Source organism: Algoriphagus resistens (assembly GCF_001442615.1).
Taxonomy (GTDB): Bacteria; Bacteroidota; Bacteroidia; order Cytophagales; family Cyclobacteriaceae; genus Algoriphagus; species Algoriphagus resistens.
In genome coordinates this window covers 41,668-62,453 of the sequence record NZ_LMXN01000012.1, presented here as the reverse complement: position 1 = coordinate 62,453, position 20,786 = coordinate 41,668, and the positions used below count along the sequence as shown (strand labels likewise).

The following is a 20,786-nucleotide window of genomic DNA, read 5'->3' as shown; positions in this document are numbered from 1 at the left end:
CTTACTTTTGCCAAAATAGTAAATTTTTGTATGGCTACCTATACAACGGAAATCGCTTCTGACAAGTTGGTCAGTGACAATCCTATTCATCAACGCTTATTGAAAGCATACATTGCTGCTCAACCATGGATTTCTGGCAAATTGCTGGAACTAGGCTGTGGGGAAGGACGTGGAGTGGAGACGCTCTTGCCTTTGGCAGAAAGTTATTTGGGGTTGGACAAAATTCAGGAAGTAATAGATGGTCTGAAAATCAGGTTTCCAAAAGTTGGGTTTCAGCAAGCTGTATTTCCGCCATTTAAGGGGATAGCGGATAATTCATTTGATACGGTGGTAAGTTTTCAGGTGATTGAGCATATTCCCAATGACCGCTTGTTTTTGGAGGAAATCTATCGTGTATTGAAGCCAGGTGGAAGAGCTGTGATTTCCACACCGAATATCAATCATACGCTTTCGCGCAATCCCTGGCATGAGCGTGAATATACCCCTGAGCAATTGATTGGTTTGTGTGCTTCTATTTTTGATTCGGTGGAAGCAAAAGGCGTGGGAGGAAATGAAAAGGTCTGGGCTTACCATGATGCCAATCGCAAGTCCGTACAGAAAATTATGCGTTTCGATATTTTTGATTTGCAGTACAAGCTGCCGGCGGCTATCCTAAGGATGCCCTATGAAATTCTCAATCGAATGAACAGAAATAAGCTTCATCAACAGCAGGGAGAAAGCGTGGTGGATATTACGCATGAGGACTACCTGATTGTGGAAGATCCGGCTGTTGGCTTGGATTTGTTTTATGTGTTGGGTAAAAAGTAGTGGCAAGGAGGGCATTTGGCTTACCCTACTCAAAAAAAGCAGTTTTAATCCCTGAGATAATCATATTGGTGCCGATGATGGCAATGATCAGTCCCATAATCTTTCCGATTACGACGATAAGATTTTTACCTAACCGCTTTACAATCTGATCGCCTAATTCAAATGCAATGTGTGTCATTAAGCATAGCACGGCAAATACGGCGATTACTATGAGGATATTAATATAACTGCCCTGTGAGGCAAAGTTCATTGCGGTAACAATTGTACCCGGGCCTGCAAGAATAGGAATTGCCAAGGGGGAGATCGCAATGTTTTCGTCAGTCTCAGGTTCCTTGATGTGTTTGACACTGGATTTTTTGGATTGAAGCATTTCAAAACCCACAAAGAAAATCAGAATGCCGCCGGTGATTTTGAAGGCTGGAATAGTAATACCGAAAATTTCAAAAATGAATTTCCCCAATACAACAAAGACCACTACAATTACAAAGGCAGTCAACGTAGCGCGTTTACTGATGTTTCGCTTTGTCGCCTTATCCAGATCATCCGTAAGCGAGGCAAAAATAGGTACGTTTGCTATCGGGTTCATGATCGCAAAAAAACCTGTGAAGACGGATAAGGTGAAAGCAAGGATGTTGTCCATGGAATTTGGCTGCGTCTTATGGGTTCTGCGAAGGTATCAAAATCTTCTTCCTGAATGAAAGGGAGGGGCCAACAATGCCCTGTAAATGCTATGCTGTTTGCCGTATGGAGAGCCGAATCCTGTTTATTGTCTCTTTCTTCTAAATATTCGCTTGAAAGGTTCTGTAGTCTGTCCTATAAAATCCTCAGGGAATTTTTCTTCATCAGGCAATCCAACAGGTAGATTTTCATCATCCGAAGGCCAGTAATGTGTCTGAAACAGGAAATCCCATAGGCTCAGCGAAATTCCGTAATTGAAACCATGCGGATGGCTTTCTGGTAGCTCTCTGGCATGATGCCAAAGGTGCATTTGTGGTCCGTTGACGATGTATTTGAAAGGGCCAAGAGGGATTTTAAGATTGGCATGGCCTAGCTGACCTAGCACAAGGGTGAAGATATGAACGATAAAGAAGTCTGTGATTCCGAAACCAATCATTGCCAAAGGAATATATTCCAGGGTTCTATAGAGAATATTTTCCATCCAGTGGTAACGAAGCAATGCAGCAAATCCCATTTCTCGGGTGCTGTGATGGACTTTATGGAATTCCCACATCCAGTCCACATGATGATACATGCGATGGATCGCCCACTGCATAAAGTCCCTGACTATGAAAATAATTACCAGCTGAACCCACCCTGGGAGCTGATCTACTTTAATTGCAACTGTGTTTGTGATGCCGAATAAGCCAAGAAAGTCGTTGAAAGCTTCCACTGCCACCATGGAAAGGGCGTTATAGGCGACTAAAGCAAAAAGGAAATAATTCCAAAAAAGATAGAAGATGTCCAGCCAGAAATGTTCACGAAGAATTGGTTGGTTTTTTCTCCATGGAAAAAGAATTTCCAGTCCATAAACCACCAAAGATGCACCCACTAGCCAATAGAAGTAATTATGCCAGCTAGGGTGTAGGATTTCTCCAATAAAGTAATTCCAATAGCCGTAATAGCCGTCTGAAATCGCTTTGAAGTATTTTTCCATGAAGCAAAGATGGCGAAATTTTGTGTTTTCGCAGAGCGGACAAGGGAATAGGATTAATTGTCTTTTACTCTTTTTTGGAACCCAGGATTATAGCATCTACCTCAGCTAGTTCCAGGGATTCAACCATTGCTGCTGTTTCATTTTTATAGGTTAAGAAGTGGGGTGTTTCCAAATGGGATAAGTAAGCCGCTTGACTTGCGTAGACTTCTAAAATCGTTATTTTCGTTGGATCTGATCTATCAGATACAGCATTTAACGCAATAACTCCAGGTTCCAGACGGATGGACGTTTCAATTTCTTCTTTCAAAAAGGTCTTATAGCTTTCCAATTGAGTGGGATCGATTTTTAATTTGGCCATTCTTATTACCTGACTTTGTGCTTGGGCGAAAGTCTTTTCCTGTGAGATTATCATTATACTGAGTGAAAAAACCAGTATAAAAGCACCTTTGAAAATGAGCTTTGTGTAATCCTGTTTTAGTTGTTTCATTTCTAGTAGTTTGGCTTGTCAGGGATTGGATCGCGGAAGAGAATAACGCCGAAAGCTATTCCGAATGTGGTGTAAATGGCCACTATCACCCAAATAGCTTTGGGCAACTCAGGATTGGAAGTAAGCCCTTTTAGCAAAGCAAGCCCTGCGATAAGGAAATGGCTAAGATTTGCGATACAGACCGGGCGGTTGTAAATACCACCTATCGCTCTGCCTTTGCTCATCCAATTAAGCATACCAAACCCAAAATATAATGCGCCTAAGATTTGTATTAGGAATTGGGTTATGGGATTAAAATCAAGATTAAAATAGCCCAGAACCATGTCTGGTGCAAACGTGAGTACAATTCCGGATAAGTACATGAGTAGTGCACTTACAGTCATTATTAACTTGGTATTCATTAATGTAGAATTGGTGAATTATCTCTGAAATTAAAAAAGATTTGAATCCTGCACTAAGATCATCTGGGTTAATTCAGAAAACAGCGAATCCTCGAAAAAATAAGAATGCGGCAGGAGCCGCACCCTTTTAAATTATTAAGCATTTTTAGTGTGATCGACACGGAAGGAAACCTTACACACGCAACCGAAGGAAGTGACTTTTCCTTCTTTCACGTGGGCTTTAATATCTTTAACATAGACAGAATCGATGTTGTGGACGGTTTTGGAAATTTCATCCACTGCATTTTGGATTGCGTCTTCTATGCTTTTTTCTGATGAGGCAATTACCTCCAATACTTTTACTATTCCCATGGTTGTTTTGGTTTTGTGAAAATTAGATGTACGGCTGATCCGGTACAATCACCGTGCTAACAGGAAGATAATCAAGTGTATTGAAGTAATGCCCATCTTGGGGTCAGGGCATTTGTTGATTTCTGTAGCTCTTTAACGTAAGTCCAACGGTTCGCTTTATCTTTTGATCAAACGTGTTGATAAAATCAGGACGTCTTCCAATGGTCTGTCATGTTCATTAGTCTTGGAGGCGGCAATTTTATCTACGATTTCCATACCCGAAACAACCTCTCCAAATACAGTATAGTTTTGATCTAAGTGTGCCGCTCCCCCTATAGTTTTATAGGTTTCCCGATGTGCCTGTGGGTAACTGAATGGAGCCATGTTTTGCTGCTCAATAGCAGCTAAGGAATCCAATTCACTTTTGAGCTTCCCGATAACATCTTTGTCTTTTGGGGTGCTGGTTTTCAGAAGTTTCTGATAGCGGACAAATGTGGGTGTATTGGCAGGATCATTAATGACATGGTTGTAAGCAAGCATTTTATTGATTAGCTTTTCTGCAATATTGAGCGTACTATCGGTGTAAGTTCTTCCCTGCACGATGTAAAATTGAATGAAACTGCCTTTTCGTTCGGGATTCACATCATCCCCCTCCCGCGCTGCGCCAATCGCACCTCTTTTATGAAAATGTGTGCCGGAAATCTCAGGTGCAACCATCTCTGATTGATTCAGCGAATTCTTCTTTTTTATAAATGCTTCTTCATCAAATGCTTCGCCGGCCTGAATCATAAATTTATCTATCACCCGATGAAAAAGGATGCTGTCATACATTCCTTCTTTGCTCAATGTGAGGAAATTATTGCGACTTAAGGGGGTGTCATCATAGAGTCTTATTACTATAGAACCTTCGCTTGTGACAAACTCTATGTCTTTCTTCAGGTCCCTTTTGGCCAGTTTGGATTTATTAAGCGAGCCGCAGCTGCCCAGCAAGAGAAGCAGGGAAATCAGTGATATAGTTGTCTTCATGTGGAGGTGGAGTTTGGTGGAAATTACTGAATTATGGATTCGGGTAAAAGGTCACTTCATTTTTTCTAGGTAAATTCCAGCTTGGATTTTAGATCGTCCACTTTATGTTTTCCTAATGACCCTAGAATATTACCGCGATTACTGCCTAGCCATGCCGGGTGTTACTGAAGATACCCCATTTGGGGAAGATACCTTGGTCTTTCGGGTAGGAGGAAAGATTTTTTCCCTTACTTCTATTGAGATGTTTCAATCCGTTAACCTCAAATGTGACCCCGAGCGAGCAGCGGAATTACGCGAGGAGCACCCCGGGATAGTCCCGGGTTTTCACATGAATAAGAAGCACTGGAATACTGTGAGCACGACGGGGAATGTGCCTGATCGCTTGATCTTGGAATTGGCAGATCATTCTTACGAACTTATCTTTGGCAGCTTGACCAAAAAACTGCAAGCCGAAATCCGCCCATGAGTTATTTCTCTATTACCAATGTATCCAAATCTTATGATGAGCAACCTGCCCTGTATCCTTTTTCCCTGGAGCTGGAGAAGGGCGCCTTTCTGGCCATTGTAGGTGAAAGCGGATCGGGGAAGAGCACATTGCTCAAAATAATGGCTGGATTGGAGGCTCAGGATACCGGAGAAGTTTTCTTGGAAGGGGAGCCTATTTTAAATCCGAATCAGAAAATTGTTTCAGGCTATGATGAAATCAGGCTGATTCATCAAAACTTCCATCTGTATCCCAATTCCAATGTGGAAGAGAATATCTCCAGACAATTGCTCCACTACGAGAAAACCTACTCCAAAAACAGAGTAGAATATTTGCTCCAGCTTCTTGGCTTGAGTGCTTTCCGAGAGCGGTATCCACGTCAGCTTTCCGGAGGGCAAAAGCAAAAAGTGGCAATAGGCAAAGCAATGGCTGTGGAGCCTGATATCCTTTTACTCGATGAGCCCTTTTCTTCACTGGATACCATTCAGACCCACCATTTGATTTCTGAATTGAAAGAGACATTTCGTGCCACGGGGACGACAGTGGTTTTTGTGACGCATGATTTAGACGATGCACTGAGATTGACTGATAACCTGATCATTTTACAAAAAGGGAGGGTCGTACAAAAAGGTAGCTCCAGGCAGCTTTGTGAGAAGCCAAAAACCAAATATGTAGCAAGGCTTTTTAGTCCAATAAATAAACTTCCAAATGCTAGGAACGGCTACATTCGGCCCGCTGATGTAAAACTGAGAACCAAAGGCGGATTACTGGCACACGTCACCGATTCGCGTTTTTTGGTACACTTCAATTCTCTTCAAGTACAGCTCAAGGAGAGCGGAATAATCTGGGAAATAGACGATCCCCAGCGAAAATACGACGTGGGAGACCGGGTTTATGTGAGTTGGGATGATTCCAAAGTGATGGACTTTTGAGTGTGGAAAAAAGAAATATACCACTAACAATTCTCTACGAGCTCAAACTGGCTGTTAACAAGTTGACGTTATGGCTCTGGATCAAATTGGGCTTGGTAAAATCTCTTTTAATAGTTCCATTTGAAGGATTTGGTAATGAGAAGGAAATTCTACTGGTAGGAAGAGTGATCCGGGACAATAGGATTGGCGAATCAACTCCTGAAGATAGCATCTGGAGAAATATAGGCAGAATGCGTAGGAGATTTATGAGTGTGGTGATTCCAGGCGTTCAGGTGAAGGCACAATTCCTGGACAAGGAATATGTCGTGAAAACTGACGAGGAAGGTTATTTTGAATTTAAAATTCACCCGAAGAAGGACATCCAAATTCTGGCACGCTGGCAACAGATCAAGTTGGCATTAATCGATCAGGTGATCAGAAACCAAGGGGAAGTCACCGCTATTGGATATGTTTTTCTTCCCGTAGGGAATTTAGATTATGGTATCATCTCAGATATAGATGACACAATAATCCCTACAGGAGCAATGCGTATGACCGAGATGCTGAAAACCACTTTTGCCAAAAATGCACATACAAGAGTGCCATTTCCTGGTGTTGCAGCTTTCTATAAGGCATTGCAAAAAGGCACGGATGGCGTAGAAAGCAACCCTTTTTTTTACGTTTCCAGCAGTCCCTGGAATTTGTACGATTTTCTCAATGAACTCCTTCAGATCCACCATATTCCCAAAGGACCATTGATGCTCCGGGATATTGGTCTGTCGCGGACAGAGTTGATCTCAGGGAGTCATTCTGAGCATAAGCTGGCGCAAATCCGCCAGATTCTTTCCACTTATTCCCTTCTTCCCTTTATACTGATAGGAGATAGCGGACAGGAAGATCCCGCAATTTATCTACAGGTTGTGAAGGAGTTTCCCGGAAGGATATTGATTGTTTTTATACGTGATGTACATGCTTCGCGACATGCGTCAGTGAAGCAGATAAGTGAGGAATTAAATGAACTGGGGGTAAAAATGCTTTTGGTGGAGACTACGCTGGAAGCTTCTCGCTATGCAATTGGCAAAGGATGGATAATGGAAGAGGATTTGGCGGATATTGCACATGAAAAAGTGGAAGATGAACAGGCCTAAGGCTGAATTTCCAAAGAAAGTATATAACTCACCATTGCCTTGGCATCTTCATCGGTAATCCGGGGATGCGGTGGCATGATCGGGCTTCCCCAAGATCCCCTGCTTCCGGATTTTACCTTTTGAGCAAGTAGATCTATGTATACTTGCTTGATGGGATACCTTTTTGCGATGTCTTGAAATGCCGGTCCTTTTGCTTTTTTATCAGATTTGTGGCATTCTGCACAGTCTGAGTAAGAGATCAAAACCTCACCTCTTTTGATGGTTTCACTATCCAGGTGTTCATCCTCCCCTTCAATAGCCCGTATGTAGGCTTGTTCCTTTTCCAGAGAAGAGTCAACACGCTGCTCCGAAGTTTTATGTGTGCAAGCTACAAAAGTGCTTAAAATGAAGATAAGCGTCCTTCTCAATTCTGAAGTATTAAAAGGGGAGATTTCGGTTATAGCCGGTAAGAGGTAAGAAGTACGGCTTCTTACCTCTTACTGCTAGTTACAGCTTGTTATTCCTCGTCATGCGCTCCGTGTGCGCCATGAACATGCCCATGTGCCAACTCATCGGCAGAAGCTTCCCGTACTTCTTGGATATTTCCATCAAAATGGAGGTCAAAGCCTACCAGTGGATGGTTAAAATCCAGCAGGATTTCTTCCCCTAGATCCTTTAGTATTTTTGCCTGCATAGGATAACCATCTTCGTCCATAAGCGGGAGAAAATTCCCCTCTTGCAGCATTTCTGGATTGAAGCCATTTTCATCGGAAAACTGTGATTTTGGAAGATTCACAATTAAATCTTCATCGATTTCTCCATATGCTTGCGCCACTGGAATCACAAAGGAGAACTCCTCTCCTTGCTCTTTGCCGAGTAGTAATTCTTCGAATTTCTCCGGGAGGTCACTTGCTCCGAAAAGGAAATAAAACGGATCTTCTGAGTCACGGATTTCCACACTGAATGGAGCTGATTCTATTTCATCTGCCTCTTTGCTTACCTTTAGTTCGTATGTGAGTCCGACGACTGTGTTTTCTGCAATTTTCATATGTTTATAATTTGTCTTTCAGAAGCCATAACGAATCTCATGCCTGTCTGCTTTCTTTAGGCAGTTTGATTCCATGTGCTTATGAGATGATTCCGTGTCTTAATCGGATGCTAATTCGCTCCTTCAAAACCTCCCATTTGCTTCTTTGTGTGGATTTGAACAGGGGTTTGGAAGCTCTGAACACGAAGTATTGATAATCTTTTTCTTCGAAGAAGACCGGGTAGGTTTCCATTTTTTCCAGATAAAAACCATTAGAGGTAATGCTTTTAATGAGATCTCCTGAGTCTAACGGCTGGTCGATTACCTGTAGTTTCTGTGGCTCATTTTCTATCATCCACTGCAAATATCTGGGAGCTGGGATGTGGATGAAAATCACTGAATCCTGATGTGAATGCTTGTAGATATTCCGGAAAAGAAGATGATGCTGATCCACCGGAATGTGCTCCAATACATCAGGAAACACAAAGAAGTCAAAGGTTTTTCCGGGCTTTTCAAAGTCAGACATATCCGAAACTTCGAATTTAAGATTGGTCTGATCCTTCCAAAGTACTTTTGCTTTTTCTATACTCTCAGTAGAAATGTCAACAGCAAGAACATCTCCTTGTTTCACTTGATTGGCGAGCAAATGGCTAACTGTCCCAATCCCGCAACCTATTTCCAAAATGCTGTTATTTGCATTCAAACCCGCACCCTTCACCTTGTCCAGGATATTTAAGTGCAGGGAGTTTATTCCGGTCCTTTCCTGCTTCTCGGCAAACTGGTCGTAAAAACTGACGACTTTGTCCTTATCCTCTTTCATTCTTGTCCTTGATCGTAAAAACTATTCCGCCGATCAAAGACAATACAATTAGGTATTGGAATATGATCATCGGTGTTTTGGTGGCAGTGTAACTTTTTGGTTCAAACTTGAAAACAATCTCGTGAGTTCCTGCGGGAACAATCAAGCCGCGAAGTAGGTAATTCGTTCTTAATATTTCAGTTTCCTTACCGTCGATTGTTGCTGTCCATCCCTGAGGATAATAGATTTCCGAAAAAACAACAAGTCCTTCCTGGTTCATCTGAGCTTGATATTTCAATTCATTTGGGGCGTATGAAGTATGGGTGATCTGGCCGCTTCCGGCGCTTATCTCACCGAATTCAGCTGTGTTTAAAGTCGCTTGGTTTTTGGTGTCAATTCTTCCCAGCTCATCCATTTCTTCTTGATTTGTTCCTACAGGCACTAGCTGCGAAGGAACCCAAGCAGGTCCGTTTGCCTCCGGATTTTCAAACACCGCGTTTGCAGCAGTTCCGGCGATGATGTATTTGGTATTCATCATGTTAATCGTCGGTATACCTGCAAAGTCAAAATTTCCTTCCTTCGCTTTGGTGACAAAGTCATTCAGTTCAAAACTTAACCGATTGTCCAACAAATCCTGATATCTGCGCATTTTGGCGCCATGATAACCACCTAAGCTGTGGAATCTGTAGGGCGACTTTCCGGTAGATGTAAGACCTTCTGTAAGATCCAACACCCTAAAATAACCACTGTCTTTGGCGATTTCCTGATATGCAGGAGTTTCAGCGAAATAGGTTCTGCTCGGGTTCCCTTGGAAGGAGCTGTCATTGAGGTAGTGCTTATTTACAGTCCATAGATCTATTGTGACCAAAGCAAAAATGCCAAGTCCCAAGACCATGTCCGAGATTTTGTTTTTCAGTGCAAAGTATATTAATGCAAAAGCTGCCGCTACAAGAGCCAGGCTTCTCCATGCACTTGCCGAGAGCATGGATTCACGGTCTTGACGAAGGGCATTTACCAACCAATCAGGCAAACCCGAATCAGCTGCTCCTTCAAATCTGAATATTCCAGCCCCTATAGCTAATAAAAGCAAAATACCCCCAACTGAAGCAGCGGAGATGTAGAGTGGTTTGAAATCTTTACTCCTGTAAAGCCTCTCTAAAGAAATACCTGCCAAAGCAGGAACCGCAAAGAGAGTCATTCCCAAAGCCATGGAAACTGCCCGGAATTTATTATACCCTGGAAGAATATCGAAAAGAAGGTAGTTAAACCAGCTCAGGTTTTTTCCCCACGACAGCATTAACGAAAGAATTATGATCACCCCAAACGTATAAAGACTTTCCTTTGGAGCAGCCCAGATTCCGATGAATGCAAGGAAAACCAAAATTACTCCTCCATAAATCGGGCCTCCGGTGAAGGGCTGATCTCCCCAATAGGTAGGAGCTCCCTGGAGGAATCCATTGATCTGAGCAGGGTCCAGGCCATTGCTTCGGAGTGCTTTTTCTGATTCGGTGTTTTCACCGAGTGGAGTGCTACTTCCGCCGCCGTAGAAGTTGGGAACCAAAAATGTCAGGGTTTCCAGTTTGCCATTGGACCAGGAAAATGCATAATCCCTGTCCAATCCTGCAGATGCAGATTCCAATGTTGCTTTGCCACGGGTAGAATAAGGGGCGTATTCCATGGCTGTTGCTATTCTTCCTATATTTCCCCCCACAGCTAGGGTGGCCCCTAAGGCTAGGAAAGCAATCGTTTTTGCCAGTTCGGAGAATCCTTCTTTTTTCCAGTCAAAAACAAGCCGAACTATGACATAGATCACCGAAATAATCAGGGTATAATAGGTGATCTGAACGTGGTTAAACTTCAATTGTAGGAGAAGACCAAGCGCAAGTATTCCCGCACCGAGTAATTTTTTCTTTTGGAATGCCAAGTGGATTCCGAGAAAAATCATCGGTATCAGACTAACGGCCCAAATTTTGGCATTGTGTCCAGCTGCCAGACTTAAAAGATTATACGAGCTCATCGAAAATGCAATGCTGGAAATGATCGCAAATACCGGCCTGACTCCAAAGGTCAGCATCAAGGCATACATAGCGACCATTCCGAGAAAAAGACTGTTCACAGGATGTGGAAGGCCTAATGTGATGAGAGACAATAAAAATGTGGTAATGTCACCGGCAAACTCCAAACTGACAAAGTAGGCAGGCATTCCTCCAAAAACACTGTTGGTCCATAAAGCTTCCTCGCCCGTAGCTGCGCGATAATCTATTGCTTCTTTGGCGGAGCCTTCCCATTTTAGAATATCGCCTTGCATGATCACCTGATCCTGTAGTACCACAGGTGCGAAGTACACCACTACAATAGCATAGAAAATTGCGATTCCCACCAGATGGGGAAGTACGTCTTTTTGGAAATTCAGCTGCATGAAAATAAGTTTTCTTTGGAAAATTTATGCTGGTGCAAATTAGGGATTTATGGGGAAACCCCATCTACAAAAATAGGACGAGAGTCGCTGTACTAGATCAAATCAAGCATGACGAAGAACGGCGCACAGTGGAATGATTTACCTTGCAAGATTTCATGTGACCACTGAAAAACAATTATAAACACTTGACAGACTACTTTCTATCACTGATGAAAATCATTACTTTTGCAGCAAATAGCCATACAAGGAATGTTTGATAATTTAAGTTTAAAATTAGACCGGGCTTTCAAAACGCTGAAAGGAACCGGAACAATCACCGAAATAAACGTCGCAACGACCGTCAAAGAGATCAGAAGAGCGTTGATCGATGCGGATGTAAACTATAAAGTAGCCAAAGAAGTCACCGATACGATCAAAACTGAGGCCTTAGGCCGGGATGTACTGATTGCTGTTTCGCCTGGTCAGCTATTGATCAAAATCACCCAAGAAGAGCTGACCAAGCTTATGGGGGGTAAAAAGGAGGATATCAAAATTTCAGGCGATCCTTCGATAGTCTTGATCTCCGGCCTTCAGGGGTCCGGTAAAACCACTTTCACAGGAAAGCTGGGGGCGCATCTGAAAAAGCAGGGACGCCAAGTATTGCTGGTGGCCTGTGATATTTATCGACCTGCGGCGATTGATCAGCTGAAAGTATTGGGTGAGCAGATCGGTGTAGAAGTATATGCTGAGCCTGAGAATAAAAATGCCTTAGAGATCGCCGGCAATGCGATTGCTTATGCGAAAAAAACGGGCAAGAAAACAGTAATAGTCGATACAGCTGGCCGTCTGGCTGTTGATGATGTGATGATGAATGAGATCGAGGCGTTGAAAAAAGCCTTAAATCCTTCAGAGACGCTTTTTGTAGTCGATTCCATGACTGGTCAGGATGCAGTGAATACGGCCAAGACCTTTGATGAGCGATTGAATTTTGACGGAGTGGTGCTGACCAAACTCGACGGGGACACGCGGGGTGGTGCTGCGATTTCCATTCGACACGTGGTAAATAAACCGATTAAGTTTATTTCTACCGGAGAGAAAATGGAGGATCTGGATGTGTTCCACCCGGATCGTATGGCACAGCGGATCCTTGGAATGGGTGATGTGATTTCCTTGGTGGAGAGAGCTCAGCAGTCCTTTGATGAGGATGAAGCCAAGCGTATAAATTCTAAAATCCGCTCCAATAATTTCAATTTTGATGATTTCCTCTCTCAGCTGGAGCAGGTGAAGAAGATGGGCAATATCAAAGATTTGCTGGGAATGATCCCCGGGATGGGCAAGGCAATGAAAGGCTTGGATATAGATGATGATTCCTTCAAGCCGATCGAGGCTATCATCCGTTCTATGACTCCGGCAGAGCGGGAGCATCCAGACCTGATCGATGGAAGTAGAAGAAAGAGACTTGCTGCCGGATCTGGTAGAACGATCGTGGAGGTAAATAATCTGATGAAGCAGTTTGCTGATATGCGTAAGATGATGAAGCAAATGAACAAAATGGGCGGAGCTAAAGCAGCCATGAGTAAGATGCTTCCACAGGGAAAAGGAAGAAGATAAAAAGAAAAACCCGGTCGAGTGATCGGGTTTTTCTTTGTACCACAGTGGCCACGGAAGTTAATACAGAGGAAATAAAAGCTATGCCGGTTTTGTGGTTAGGTTAAGCAGAGTCGATTCCATGTTTTTTTAGAGAAATAACCTCGCTTGTAGCGTTTTATAGCAGCAAGACGTAAGGGTTAAGAATCTGTTTTTATAAAACTAATCATACGGTAAGTTCACTTTCAGTCCCTTAACTATGAAAAAAAAACTATTCCCATTTATCGTATTAGCTATTACGATTTTTAGTTGCAAAGACGTGGCAGATCCCTCTCCGAATCTGAGGATAGAAGGAACTTATGAGCGTACCTCTGAAGGAAATATGGGGTGGGGCGAGGCCATGTTTAATTTTGTGGATCTATTGGAGTTCAAATCTGACGGTACTGTGCGTGGTGAAAGTTATACCACCGAAATTGGATCGGAAGAGATTTTAGGTTTTAGGGAATATTTTTCCGGTACTTATTCTGTTGCAGATGGGAAAGTCACTATCTCCTATAATGAGTCGTTTCATATGGGAATTGCTGACATTAACTATATGCCAAAAGAAGAGTTGACTCTTAGCCAGGGAACTGGTTTAAGTAATGAATATGCCATTGCAGAAGATTATTCCGAGCTTATTTACATTTGTCCATTTAATGCGGCATGCATGGTTAGCTTACCTTATGTGAGGGTTGATTGATCAGATCGTAATTAGGGGAAAAGGTTGTTTTCGAATCCGGGAAACAGCCTTTTGCTTTTGTGATGTTCAGATTAATACATCCATCTACTCATAAATTCCAAGAATAGATTCCTTATTGTGGTCACTGACGCTGACCTGGTTTTGCTGACCTGGATCATGTGGGGTCAATAATAAGTAGAAGACGTTGTAAAAAGACTGGAAACCTGGCTTAAGGTGTTTACGTACAAAACAATTATATTTGCACGTATAAATAAAATGGTATGGACACTAAACTCACCTTAAAGCTTGATCAGGAGGTAATTGAAAAAGCTAAACGCTATGCATCTATGAAGAAGATGAGCTTGTCTCGACTGATTGAGAATTACCTTAATTCATTGACTTCAACCCAACCAGCTGAGGAACTCGAAATATCTCCCTTTGTAAAAAGTCTTTCTTCAGGGGTAAAAATTCCTGCTGATTACGACTATAAAAAGGATCGTGCTGACTATTTGGATCAGAAATACAGATGAGTAGAATTTTTTTGGATACCAATGTCATTTTGGATTTGCTGGGGGAAAGAGTCCCTTTTTATGATGCAGTTGCTAAGGTTGTGACGTTAGCAGATCAGAAGAGAATTAAAATAATTGTTTCCCCGCTTTCATTTACCACAATAGATTACGTTTTAAGCAAGTATGAAACCTCAGATTCAGTTTTAAAGAAACTTAGAATGTTTAAAATTCTATGTGAGGTATGTGCTGTGGATGAAGAGATAATTGAAAAAGGATTGAATTCTGGATTTAAGAATTTTGAAGATGCTGTTCAATATTATACAGCCTTGCAAGCGAATTGCTCCATCATTATTACTCGAAATGGAAAAGATTATAAGAAATCGATTTTGTCAGTGATGACAGCTGAAGAATATTTAAGCAGCGTTTATTGATCACTTAGTTCATCCATCTGCTCATAAACTCCAAGAATACATCCTTGTAGTTATCGCTTACTGTAATATGGTTTTTGCCTAGTTGGATCACATTTTTGGATACCGAGTCGATGTGGTCCAAAGCCACAATATATGAGCGATGAACCCGCATAAACTTGTCGGATGGGAGCAGTTCCTCCATGCTTTTCAAACTTGTGAGAGAAAGCAATGGGTTGGGTTTCGATAACAAATGAACTTTTACATAGTCCTTGTAAGCTTCTACATAAGCAACGTCCTTCAGCATTACTTTGACGAGCTGGTATTCCACTTTGAGAAAAATGTACTCGGGTGTGGAGGAATCAACAGTTGAAGATTCATATTTAGCTTGGGGTTGTTTCTCGAAATAGGAAAATGCTTTCGTAGCGGCATTCAAGAATTCCTCGTAGCTGTACGGTTTAAGGAGATAGTCTAGTGCTTCCACCTTATATCCTTCAATGGCAAATTGATGGTAGGCAGTCGCAAAAATAATCCTTGTTTTGTCAGAGTTTTTCTTCCCATCCAGTACCCGGGCCAGCTCCATCCCTGACAAATCAGGCATCTGAATATCCATAAAAGCAAGTTGTACTTCGTTTTGATTGATGAATCCCAAAGCTTCAATTGCATTGGAAAACTTGCCGATCAGATTCAAAAAAGAAGTTTGCTCGATGAATTTACTGAGTAATTCCAGTGCAAGAGGTTCATCGTCTATGGCTACGCAGTTGAGTTTCATTCGAGATTTATCGTAAGGTTCACCCAATACTCTTCTTTGGATTCGTCTTTGCCAAGTTTCAGGCGGTGTTTGTTTGGATAGAGAAGGCTCAGTCTTCTCTGGGTATTTACTAGTCCAATGCCATTTTCCTTTGCTTCTGGACTTTCAGAATGTACCGGAAAAATATGGTTACGAGTTTCGAAAAAGAGTGTTGTGCCCATGATTTCCAATTTAATCATAATTTCGCTTTGCTGCTGGCTGCTTACTCCATGTTTGAACGTATTCTCCATAAATGGGAGCAAAAGCATGGGGGCAATCACCAGATCATCTTTTGGTTCGTCGATGGAGATATTTAGCGTGACTTTTTCGGTCAGCCTCATTTTCATCAGTTCTATGTAATCGTTGATAAAACTAACTTCCCGGCTGAGTAAAGTTTCATTTTTCTGATTTTCATACAATACATAGCGCATCATTCGGGAGAGTTTCAAAAGAGCTTCCTGGGCTTTTTTCACATCTAGATTAGTCAGGGCATAGATATTATTTAGCGTATTAAAAAAGAAGTGGGGATTGATTTGGGCCTTTAGGTAAGAAAGCTCAGTATTAATCCGTTGCTGATCCAGTTCTCTTCTGAGCGATTCATCTTTTTGCCATTTTTGCACTGACGCCACAGATGTACTGATCCCTATGGTCAATAGGTACAGCATAATATTGAATATATCACCTGAAGACCTTCGGGGCTTAGGAACATAGGGTTCGTCTGGATTAAAAGCCCTATGCATCAGTTCCGGCAAATTCAGGAAACTTTCTGCATAAATAAGAACGCCCACAAAAAGCACTCCCCCAAGAATTATGGTCAAAAGGTATATAGCATGCTTTCCTTCCAGCAAAACCTTAGGCACAAACCATAGCATGTTGATATAGAATATGCAGAGCAGAAGTATGGCCATGAATACTTGACGCACCCAGAATTCTACAGGAATGTCAACCCGCCAGGAAAGAGGTGAAAGTAGTAAAAGCACTGTGCTGAGCATAGTCCAGCCCAGAATATGTACAAGAATAGAAACTCTCCTTTTGGGACTTAGATTGATCATAAATCTGATTTTCAGTATCCAAACTAACGCAAAGCACTCCTTTATATAAAATTAAATCTGCGAATCCGTTGATTGTGACTACCAAAAGTACAAACTGGCTGATAAAATGACTCAGAGTTTAAATGGAGGTTTTGATCCGATAAAATAGGGTGTTTGTCGATGAAACTGCCCCAACCGTCTATTTACGGAAAAACTGCGAAACAAACCCTGTTGCTTTGGGGTATCAAATAGCACAAGTCCTGCATGACAGGCTTCCCGGGTGTACTGGCAATGACTTAAATAACTAAAAGGCACTACCGAATCACCGACCCAAAAAAGTAACTATCTACAACAAATGAAAAAATTATTCAACATCCTAGCAGTTATTCTCCTACTTACTACCAATGGCGTGGTAGCCCAGCAGTCTTCTGGAAAGGAGTCCACTCCAGCTAAAATTGTCGGTATAGCAAAGGATCTTAAAACCGGGGAGCCTGTCGCCTACGCTACCGCAGCTTTGTATGTATCCGGAAGCGAGACAAATGTGGCAGGGGCAGTTGCTGATGGAGATGGTATGTTTTTTATCACGGGTATGGACCCTGGAACCTATGATTTGAAGCTAAGTTTTTTGGGTTTTGAAACCAAAACAATCACTGGTATCCAAGTAGCATCCAAGACCGGGGATGTGAATATTGGAGAAATAGAGATGACTGACGAAGGTCTGGCGCTGGAAGAAGTAACGGTTCAGGGACAGCGTGATTTGATCGAGGAACGGGTAGACCGTACGATCTACAAAGCGGAAAATGATAAGACCACGGCTGGCGGTGACGGTACGGATGTGCTTAGAAGAGTACCGATGCTATCTGTGGACCTAGACGGAAACGTCTCTATGAGAGGAAGCAGCAATATCACGGTGTTGATTGATAACAGACCTTCCGCTATTGCTGCCAGCAGCATTACCGATGCGTTGAAGCAGATTCCTGCAGATGAAATTAAATCTGTGGAAGTAATTACTTCTCCCTCTGCAAAATACGATGCTGAAGGTACTTCAGGCGTGATCAATATCGTGACCAAAAAGAATAACCTGCAAGGTATGTCTGCGAATATCCGTACAGGTGCAGGCCTTAGAGGATCGGATTTTGGATTGAACGCGAGTGCCAGAAAGGGCAAGTTTGGGTTTACCTTGGGAGGATTTGGTAGAGCTGGTTATAATATCAACGGGAGCTTCGAAAATAAGCAGGTGACTACCAATCTGGATGGGACTACTTCTACTGTTCTTCAGATGGCAGATACCAAAAGCACACATCTTTTTGGGAGATATAATTTTGGAGTAGACTATGAAATAGATGAGTACAATTTCTTGAATGCAGCTGTGAATTTCGGGATCAGAAATAGGAATAACTTCCAAGAGAATTTCTTAACCGAAAATTACCTCGATGGAGATTTGACCCGTGTGGCTCTACGAGAAACGGATACTAAGGACAATTCTAATTCTGTAGATATCAGCCTGAACTATACCAAAACGTTTGAGAAGAAAGGCAAAGAAATTTCTCTGCTGACGTTGTATAGCCGTAACAATGGGGAGAACTCCTTTGTGAATACACTTTTCGAAGAGGATCTGTCTACCATTGATTCCAGGCTGAAAAATGACAATCCAAGTAGAAATGAAGAGTTTACCATTCAGTTGGACCTGGTGGAGCCACTAGGAAAAGAGGGGAAATCTATACTAGAATATGGTGCTAAAAATATTTTGAGAAAGGCGTATTCTGATTTTGCCTATTTCCAAGCAGAGGGGGCTGATGGAGAATATGTAGAAGACCCAAATCCGGATTTGAGCAATGATTTTAACTACGATCAGAATGTAACAGCTGGGTATGTGTCTTATACCACAACTTTGTTCAAAAATTACACGATCAAGCCAGGTATCCGATACGAATACACCACGATCAATGCTGATTTTAGAACTGAATCTTCTGCTGTAGATATCCCCTCTTATGGTACTATTGTCCCAAGTTTGAATCTGAGTAGAAAGCTTGCCAACGGCAATATGATCAAAGGTTCATATAACAGAAGAATCTCACGTCCTTCACTTCGATTCCTGAATCCAAACATTGATGCTTCTAACCCGCTTCAGATTTCTCAGGGTAATCCAGAACTGGATCCTGAACTCACTGACAACTATGAGTTGGGTTACAGCACCTTCTTCAAAAGTACTATGGTTAGTTTCAGCGGTTTCTTTAGAAACACCACAGGATCTATCCAGGCGGTAAGAACGGTAGAAGATGATGGCGTGATCTACACTGGATACGACAATATAGGTCATGAAAGAGCTTTTGGTACAAACATCTTTACCAATATAAGTATCAACAATAAATTCTCTTTGAATGCTAGTGTGGATGCCTATTATGCTTTGCTTGATAATGGGCTTTCCGACCCGGCTTTCGCAGCATCTAATGAAGGTTTTGTGGTCAGCGGACGACTTTTCGGTAACTACACACTCCCTAGAGATTGGCAGATACAGGCATTTACATTTGCCAGGGGACGTCAGGTTCAGTTACAGGGTACTTCTGGAGGGTTCTACATGTATGGGATGGGAATCAATAAACAGTTTGATGAGAAAAGAGGAACCATTGGTTTTGGAGCGGATAACTTCCTGACCAAGGAATTTAAGATGAAAAATGAGATCGTCACTCCTACAATTGTTCAGAATAGCACGAACATCATGAGAAACATGAACTTCAAAATCAACTTCAGCTACAGAATAGGCAAGCTAAGCATGGATCAGAAGCCTAGAAGGAAGAAATCAATAAATAACGATGACCTGAAAGAAGGCGGAAGTGAAGGTGGTGGAGTCGAAATGCAGCAGAACAAGTAATTAAGAAAGTAAATAGTAGATTGGGTTACAAGAGAAAAAACCCGCTTTCAGATGAAGGCGGGCTTTTTTTGTTTTTACCGCAGGGGACGCTAACGTTTTCGGTAGGAGAACGCAGGTATTTCTTTTGATTCATTGATAACGCCTGTGCATAGGGAGTCGGTCTGAATTTAGAAAATATATCAATTTTGACTCAAGCCTAGTGACTTGTGAACCTGAAATTTGGCTCTTGATCCTAATGTCATGAATCTCGCTCTTTTTCAGGTCTTGAAGTCAATACTATCCTGTGTCTAAATACTTACTACAAAAAAAAGCCCGGCTTCCATTTTCTGATGAAGTCGGGCTTTTTTAGGATTTCAGTACGTCTACTCTTTGTAGCACACTTTTTTGATCGCTTCTACGGTTCGCTTCACATTAGGCAAAGTAGCCTCAATGTAAGTTGGAGAGTAGCTCAAAGGAATATCCATGGAATTCACCCGTATCACAGGAGAGTCCAGGTAGTCAAAAGCATATCTCTGGAAGTGATAAGTCAATTCTGATGATATACCTGCGATTGGGTTGGCTTCCTCAACGATCACTACACGATTGGTCTTCTTTATCGAATCCAGACAGGTAGCGTAATCGATCGGTCGCACTGTCCGAAGATCAATTACTTCAGCTTCTATGCCTTCCTTTGCCATTTCTTCAGCAGCTTCCAATGCAACTTTCATCACTTTTCCAAAGGAAATGACAGTAACATCTTTTCCTTTTCTCTTGACTTCAGCTACACCTATAGGAAGAAGATATTCTCCCTCAGGTACTTCGCCCTTGTCAGAATACATTACTTCAGATTCCATAAAGATCACCGGATCGGGATCCCGGATGGCGGCTTTTAATAGACCTTTTGCATCGTAAGGATTCGAAGGGACGATCACTTTCAAGCCTGGGGTATTTGCAAACCAGTTTTCGAAATTCGATGAGTGGGTAGCACCCAATTGGCCTGCATTGCCTGTAGGTCCTCTGAATACTGCCGGCACGCTGTAGGCCCCGCCGGACATGGCTAGCATTTTTGCAGCGGAGTTGATAATCTGATCTATTGCTACCAGTGAGAAGTTGAAAGTCATGAACTCGATAATCGGCTTTAAGCCGTTCATCGCCGCACCTACAGCTAATCCTGAAAATCCAAGCTCGGAAATCGGTGTGTCATAAATCCGCTCTGGACCGAATTCATCCAGCATTCCTTGGGATACTTTGTATGCTCCGTTATATTCAGCAACTTCCTCGCCCATCAGAAAAACGTCTTTATCACGTCTCATTTCTTCAGACATTGCCTCTCTTAGGGCTTCTCGAAACTGTATTTCTCTCATTAGTTTATGACAAAATTTTGGCTCGTAAAAATAGAAAGGAATTGACCAAAACCAAAAATTAAGAATGCTTAATGCCTA

Annotated in this window: 22 protein-coding genes; 9 read left to right on the top strand and 13 right to left on the bottom strand. The window is 42.2% G+C overall.

Annotation, left to right across the window (positions count from 1 at the left end; all coding sequences use genetic code 11):
- Positions 1–30: 30 nt before the first annotated feature.
- Complete coding sequence (locus AS141_RS18785; RefSeq protein WP_057939241.1) at positions 31–807, top strand: class I SAM-dependent methyltransferase; 777 nt, start codon at positions 31–33, stop codon at positions 805–807.
- A gap of 25 nt (positions 808–832) precedes the next feature.
- Here AS141_RS18785 and AS141_RS18780 read toward each other — a convergent pair whose 3' ends face one another.
- From AS141_RS18780 to AS141_RS18755, 6 genes are all read right to left on the bottom strand, one after another.
- Positions 833–1,447 (bottom strand): MarC family protein, encoded by a 615-nt coding sequence (locus AS141_RS18780; RefSeq protein ID WP_057939240.1) that lies wholly within the window; start codon positions 1,445–1,447, stop codon positions 833–835.
- A 123-nt stretch (positions 1,448–1,570) separates the two neighbouring features.
- Positions 1,571–2,461: a sterol desaturase family protein gene (locus AS141_RS18775; protein ID WP_057939239.1), complete on the bottom strand. Its 891-nt coding sequence runs from the start codon at positions 2,459–2,461 to the stop codon at positions 1,571–1,573.
- Between the two features lie 64 nt (positions 2,462–2,525).
- Positions 2,526–2,948: a putative quinol monooxygenase gene (locus tag AS141_RS18770; protein ID WP_198293585.1), complete on the bottom strand. Its 423-nt coding sequence runs from the start codon at positions 2,946–2,948 to the stop codon at positions 2,526–2,528.
- Positions 2,949–2,950: 2 nt separating this feature from the next.
- Positions 2,951–3,349, bottom strand: a complete 399-nt coding sequence (locus AS141_RS18765) for a hypothetical protein (protein WP_057939238.1) — start codon at positions 3,347–3,349, stop codon at positions 2,951–2,953.
- A gap of 135 nt (positions 3,350–3,484) precedes the next feature.
- On the bottom strand, positions 3,485–3,700 hold the full coding sequence (locus tag AS141_RS18760) for a dodecin family protein (RefSeq protein ID WP_057939237.1): 216 nt from the start codon (positions 3,698–3,700) through the stop codon (positions 3,485–3,487).
- Between the two features lie 156 nt (positions 3,701–3,856).
- Positions 3,857–4,705, bottom strand: a complete 849-nt coding sequence (locus AS141_RS18755; RefSeq protein ID WP_057939236.1) for a peptidylprolyl isomerase — start codon at positions 4,703–4,705, stop codon at positions 3,857–3,859.
- 115 nt (positions 4,706–4,820) lie between these two features.
- Here AS141_RS18755 and AS141_RS18750 point away from each other — a divergent pair, with 115 nt between their 5' ends.
- The 3 genes from AS141_RS18750 to AS141_RS18740 are packed head-to-tail and all read left to right on the top strand — an operon-like array spanning position 4,821 to position 7,248.
- Positions 4,821–5,171, top strand: coding sequence for an MmcQ/YjbR family DNA-binding protein (locus AS141_RS18750; protein WP_057939235.1), 351 nt, complete (start codon positions 4,821–4,823; stop codon positions 5,169–5,171).
- Entirely contained in the window at positions 5,168–6,121 is a 954-nt protein-coding gene (locus tag AS141_RS18745) for an ABC transporter ATP-binding protein (RefSeq protein WP_057939234.1), read from the top strand. Before AS141_RS18750 ends, AS141_RS18745 begins: the two co-directional genes overlap by 4 nt.
- Positions 6,122–6,123: 2 nt before the next feature.
- On the top strand, positions 6,124–7,248 hold the full coding sequence (locus AS141_RS18740) for an App1 family protein (protein ID WP_232424963.1): 1,125 nt from the start codon (positions 6,124–6,126) through the stop codon (positions 7,246–7,248).
- Here the strand turns inward: AS141_RS18740 and AS141_RS18735 are convergent.
- The 4 genes from AS141_RS18735 to AS141_RS18720 form a co-directional block, all read right to left on the bottom strand.
- The gene (locus tag AS141_RS18735; protein ID WP_232424962.1) at positions 7,245–7,655 is read right to left on the bottom strand and encodes a c-type cytochrome; all 411 of its coding nucleotides are present in this window, start codon (positions 7,653–7,655) and stop codon (positions 7,245–7,247) included. The genes AS141_RS18740 and AS141_RS18735 overlap by 4 nt on opposite strands.
- An 89-nt stretch (positions 7,656–7,744) precedes the next feature.
- Positions 7,745–8,275: an FKBP-type peptidyl-prolyl cis-trans isomerase gene (locus AS141_RS18730; protein ID WP_057939232.1), complete on the bottom strand. Its 531-nt coding sequence runs from the start codon at positions 8,273–8,275 to the stop codon at positions 7,745–7,747.
- A gap of 79 nt (positions 8,276–8,354) precedes the next feature.
- Positions 8,355–9,074, bottom strand: coding sequence for a class I SAM-dependent methyltransferase (locus tag AS141_RS18725; protein ID WP_057939231.1), 720 nt, complete (start codon positions 9,072–9,074; stop codon positions 8,355–8,357).
- Entirely contained in the window at positions 9,061–11,472 is a 2,412-nt protein-coding gene (locus AS141_RS18720) for a YfhO family protein (protein WP_057939230.1), read from the bottom strand. Before AS141_RS18720 ends, AS141_RS18725 begins: the two co-directional genes overlap by 14 nt.
- Positions 11,473–11,721: 249 nt before the next feature.
- On the opposite strand from AS141_RS18720, the gene ffh reads away from it, so the two are divergent.
- The 4 genes from ffh (at position 11,722) to AS141_RS18700 (ending at position 14,696) form a co-directional block, all read left to right on the top strand.
- A complete protein-coding gene (gene ffh, locus AS141_RS18715) occupies positions 11,722–13,062 on the top strand; it encodes a signal recognition particle protein (RefSeq protein WP_057939229.1) in 1,341 nt (446 codons plus the stop codon).
- Positions 13,063–13,297: 235 nt separating this feature from the next.
- Positions 13,298–13,777: a hypothetical protein gene (locus AS141_RS18710; RefSeq protein WP_057939228.1), complete on the top strand. Its 480-nt coding sequence runs from the start codon at positions 13,298–13,300 to the stop codon at positions 13,775–13,777.
- Between the two features lie 260 nt (positions 13,778–14,037).
- On the top strand, positions 14,038–14,286 hold the full coding sequence (locus tag AS141_RS18705) for a DUF6364 family protein (RefSeq protein ID WP_057939227.1): 249 nt from the start codon (positions 14,038–14,040) through the stop codon (positions 14,284–14,286).
- On the top strand, positions 14,283–14,696 hold the full coding sequence (locus AS141_RS18700) for a type II toxin-antitoxin system VapC family toxin (protein WP_057939226.1): 414 nt from the start codon (positions 14,283–14,285) through the stop codon (positions 14,694–14,696). The genes AS141_RS18705 and AS141_RS18700 overlap by 4 nt, the downstream gene beginning before the upstream one ends.
- 4 nt (positions 14,697–14,700) lie before the next feature.
- Here AS141_RS18700 and AS141_RS18695 read toward each other — a convergent pair whose 3' ends face one another.
- Together AS141_RS18695 and AS141_RS18690 are read right to left on the bottom strand one after the other, a co-directional pair.
- Positions 14,701–15,444 (bottom strand): LytR/AlgR family response regulator transcription factor, encoded by a 744-nt coding sequence (locus tag AS141_RS18695; RefSeq protein ID WP_057939225.1) that lies wholly within the window; start codon positions 15,442–15,444, stop codon positions 14,701–14,703.
- A complete protein-coding gene (locus AS141_RS18690; RefSeq protein ID WP_057939224.1) occupies positions 15,441–16,514 on the bottom strand; it encodes a sensor histidine kinase in 1,074 nt (357 codons plus the stop codon). The genes AS141_RS18695 and AS141_RS18690 overlap by 4 nt, the downstream gene beginning before the upstream one ends.
- 334 nt (positions 16,515–16,848) lie before the next feature.
- Between AS141_RS18690 and AS141_RS18685 the strand changes: the two genes are divergently transcribed.
- A complete protein-coding gene (locus tag AS141_RS18685; RefSeq protein ID WP_057939223.1) occupies positions 16,849–19,365 on the top strand; it encodes a TonB-dependent receptor domain-containing protein in 2,517 nt (838 codons plus the stop codon).
- Between the two features lie 362 nt (positions 19,366–19,727).
- Here the strand turns inward: AS141_RS18685 and AS141_RS18680 are convergent, their stop codons facing one another.
- Complete coding sequence (locus AS141_RS18680) at positions 19,728–20,708, bottom strand: pyruvate dehydrogenase complex E1 component subunit beta (RefSeq protein WP_057939222.1); 981 nt, start codon at positions 20,706–20,708, stop codon at positions 19,728–19,730.
- Between the last annotated feature and the right edge of the window lie 78 nt (positions 20,709–20,786).

Excerpts from the sequence above, each read along its gene's own strand:
- AS141_RS18785 (WP_057939241.1), top strand. The coding sequence starts at position 31 with ATGGCTACCTATACAACGGAAATCGCTTCTGACAAGTTGGTCAGTGAC.
- AS141_RS18780 (WP_057939240.1), bottom strand. The coding sequence starts at position 1,447 with ATGGACAACATCCTTGCTTTCACCTTATCCGTCTTCACAGGTTTTTTT.
- AS141_RS18775 (WP_057939239.1), bottom strand. The coding sequence starts at position 2,461 with ATGGAAAAATACTTCAAAGCGATTTCAGACGGCTATTACGGCTATTGG.
- AS141_RS18770 (WP_198293585.1), bottom strand. The coding sequence starts at position 2,948 with ATGAAACAACTAAAACAGGATTACACAAAGCTCATTTTCAAAGGTGCT.
- AS141_RS18765 (WP_057939238.1), bottom strand. The coding sequence starts at position 3,349 with ATGAATACCAAGTTAATAATGACTGTAAGTGCACTACTCATGTACTTA.
- AS141_RS18760 (WP_057939237.1), bottom strand. The coding sequence starts at position 3,700 with ATGGGAATAGTAAAAGTATTGGAGGTAATTGCCTCATCAGAAAAAAGC.
- AS141_RS18755 (WP_057939236.1), bottom strand. The coding sequence starts at position 4,705 with ATGAAGACAACTATATCACTGATTTCCCTGCTTCTCTTGCTGGGCAGC.
- AS141_RS18750 (WP_057939235.1), top strand. The coding sequence starts at position 4,821 with ATGACCCTAGAATATTACCGCGATTACTGCCTAGCCATGCCGGGTGTT.
- AS141_RS18745 (WP_057939234.1), top strand. The coding sequence starts at position 5,168 with ATGAGTTATTTCTCTATTACCAATGTATCCAAATCTTATGATGAGCAA.
- AS141_RS18730 (WP_057939232.1), bottom strand. The coding sequence starts at position 8,275 with ATGAAAATTGCAGAAAACACAGTCGTCGGACTCACATACGAACTAAAG.
- AS141_RS18725 (WP_057939231.1), bottom strand. The coding sequence starts at position 9,074 with ATGAAAGAGGATAAGGACAAAGTCGTCAGTTTTTACGACCAGTTTGCC.
- AS141_RS18720 (WP_057939230.1), bottom strand. The coding sequence starts at position 11,472 with ATGCAGCTGAATTTCCAAAAAGACGTACTTCCCCATCTGGTGGGAATC.
- ffh (WP_057939229.1), top strand. The coding sequence starts at position 11,722 with ATGTTTGATAATTTAAGTTTAAAATTAGACCGGGCTTTCAAAACGCTG.
- AS141_RS18710 (WP_057939228.1), top strand. The coding sequence starts at position 13,298 with ATGAAAAAAAAACTATTCCCATTTATCGTATTAGCTATTACGATTTTT.
- AS141_RS18705 (WP_057939227.1), top strand. The coding sequence starts at position 14,038 with ATGGACACTAAACTCACCTTAAAGCTTGATCAGGAGGTAATTGAAAAA.
- AS141_RS18700 (WP_057939226.1), top strand. The coding sequence starts at position 14,283 with ATGAGTAGAATTTTTTTGGATACCAATGTCATTTTGGATTTGCTGGGG.
- AS141_RS18695 (WP_057939225.1), bottom strand. The coding sequence starts at position 15,444 with ATGAAACTCAACTGCGTAGCCATAGACGATGAACCTCTTGCACTGGAA.
- AS141_RS18690 (WP_057939224.1), bottom strand. The coding sequence starts at position 16,514 with ATGATCAATCTAAGTCCCAAAAGGAGAGTTTCTATTCTTGTACATATT.
- AS141_RS18685 (WP_057939223.1), top strand. The coding sequence starts at position 16,849 with ATGAAAAAATTATTCAACATCCTAGCAGTTATTCTCCTACTTACTACC.
- AS141_RS18680 (WP_057939222.1), bottom strand. The coding sequence starts at position 20,708 with ATGAGAGAAATACAGTTTCGAGAAGCCCTAAGAGAGGCAATGTCTGAA.